Here is a 2,500-nt window from a genome sequence, read left to right as displayed (position 1 = left end):
GTTACCAGCGAGGATAAGTATTTCAGATACGAATCCGCATCGAAAGAGAGTCTGAATAGGGCGTTAAGTTGGTAGTAGTAGACGCGAAACCTGGTGATCTACCCTTGGGCAGGTTGAAGCGCTGGTAACACAGCGTGGAGGACCGAACTGGTTGTCGTTGAAAAGACTTCGGATGACCTGAGGGTAGGGGTGAAAGGCCAATCAAACTGGGAAATAGCTCGTACTCCCCGAAATGCATTTAGGTGCAGCGTTGATGTGAGTTTAATAGAGGTAGAGCTACTGATTGGATGCGGGGGTTTCATCGCCTACCAATTCCTGACAAACTCCGAATGCTATTAAATGCTCATCAGCAGTGAGGGTATGGGTGCTAAGGTCCATATCCTAAAGGGAAAGAACCCGGACCATCAGCTAAGGTCCCCAAATATATGCTAAGTTGACCAAACGCGGTCTGACTGCACTGACAGCTAGGATGTTGGCTTGGAAGCAGCCATACATTTAAAGAGTGCGTAACAGCTCACTAGTCGAGCGGTTGGGCATGGATAATAAACGGGCATAAGCATATTACCGAAGCTATGGGGTTATTGAAAGATATACCGGTAGGGGAGCATTCTATAGGCGTAGAAGCTAAAGTTGTGAGACATAGTGGAGCTGATAGAAAAGAAAATGTAGGCATAAGTAACGATAAGGCAGGCGAGAAACCTGCCCGCCGAAAGATCAAGGTTTCCTCAGCTATGCTAATCAGCTGAGGGTTAGTCGGGGACTAACGCGCACCCGAGTAGGGAAAGTGGATGTACAACAGGTTAATATTCCTGTACCATTAATCTAATAAAAGTGACGGAACGAGATAACTACCGCGTACTGACGGAATAGTACGTTAAAGGAGCTGTTATGGCTTTGATAGTACACTGAGGCTTCGGTCGAGGTGATAGAGTGGTGATAACGTTTCCAAGAAAAGCGAAGATTAATGCCCGTACCGTAAACCGACACAGGTGATTGGGAAGAGAATTCTAAGGCGCTCGAGAGATTCATGGCTAAGGAACTAGGCAAAATAGACCTGTAACTTCGGGAGAAAGGTCGCCTATCGTAAGATAGGCCGCAGTGAAGAGGTCCAAGCGACTGTTTATCAAAAACACAGGACTCTGCAAAATCGAAAGATGAGGTATAGGGTCTGACACCTGCCCGGTGCTGGAAGGTTAAGAGGAGAGCTTAGTGGTAACACGAAGGTTTGAATTGAAGCCCCAGTAAACGGCGGCCGTAACTATAACGGTCCTAAGGTAGCGAAATTCCTTGTCGGGTAAGTTCCGACCTGCACGAATGGTGTAACGATTTGGACACTGTCTCGGCCATGAGCTCGGTGAAATTGTAGTATCGGTGAAGATGCCGATTACCCGCAGTGGGACGAAAAGACCCTGTGCACCTTTACTATATCTTCGTATTGGTCTTGGATAAGTGATGCGTAGGATAGGTGGGAGACTATGAAGTGGCTATTCTGGTAGTTGTGGAGTCGTTGTTGAAATACCACCCTTTGCTTATCTGAGGTCTAACCCTGCGATGCAGGGGACAATTCGTGGAGGGTAGTTTGACTGGGGTGGTCGCCTCCAAAAGAGTAACGGAGGCTTCTAAAGGTTCCCTCAGCACGCTTGGTAACCGTGCGTAGAGTGCAATGGCATAAGGGGGCTTGACTGAGAGACCCACAAGTCGATCAGGTACGAAAGTAGAGCATAGTGATCCGGTGGTTCCGTATGGAAGGGCCATCGCTCAAAGGATAAAAGGTACGCCGGGGATAACAGGCTGATCTCCCCCAAGAGCTCACATCGACGGGGGGGTTTGGCACCTCGATGTCGGCTCGTCACATCCTGGGGCTGGAGAAGGTCCCAAGGGTTGGGCTGTTCGCCCATTAAAGTGGCACGCGAGCTGGGTTCAGAACGTCGTGAGACAGTTCGGTCTCTATCTACTGTGGGCGTTAGAAATTTGCGTGGATCTGACTCTAGTACGAGAGGACCGAGTTGGACGCACCGCTGGTGTATCTGTTGTCTTGCCAAGGGCATAGCAGAGTAGCTAAGTGCGGATGGGATAAGTGCTGAAGGCATATAAGTACGAAACCCGCCACAAGATGAGATTTCTTTTAAGGGTCGTGGGAGATGACCACGTTGATAGGTTACAGGTGTAACGGTGGTAACATCATAGCCGAGTAATACTAATCACCCGTAGACTTTTCGCGCGTAGAGATTCTTTTAAAGAGCGTTAGCATCACAACAATTGTTAATTATCAATTGTCAATTGAGAAAATATGTTTTTTATCCCTATATGTTAAAATATCAAGGCATTAGGCCACAGGCATCAGGTATTAGTTCTGAGTCGCACAACCTAAGGCCTAAAGATTTAAGGTGGTTATAGTCAAAGGTCTCACCTCTTACCATTCCGAACAGAGCAGTTAAACCTTTTAGCGCAGATGGTACTACACTTGTTGTGGGAGAGTATGTCGCCGCCTTCTTATAAA

At 47.7% G+C, this 2,500-nt stretch carries 2 rRNA genes (1 of these 2 cut by a window edge); both read left to right on the top strand.

Annotated features, from left to right (window positions below):
• A 23S ribosomal RNA gene (locus HMPREF1528_RS09930) occupies window positions 1-2,221 on the top strand (it extends 619 nt beyond the left edge of the window).
• Window positions 2,222-2,383: 162 nt separating this feature from the next.
• Window positions 2,384-2,494 (top strand): 5S ribosomal RNA (gene rrf, locus HMPREF1528_RS09925).
• The last annotated feature ends 6 nt before the right edge of the window (window positions 2,495-2,500 follow it).

Origin of the sequence: Capnocytophaga sp. oral taxon 336 str. F0502 (assembly GCF_000411575.1) — a bacterium.
Classification (GTDB): Bacteria; Bacteroidota; Bacteroidia; order Flavobacteriales; family Flavobacteriaceae; genus Capnocytophaga; species Capnocytophaga ochracea.
The sequence above is the reverse complement of the archived record's forward strand: the minus strand, read 5'-3'. Positions and strand labels throughout refer to the sequence as shown.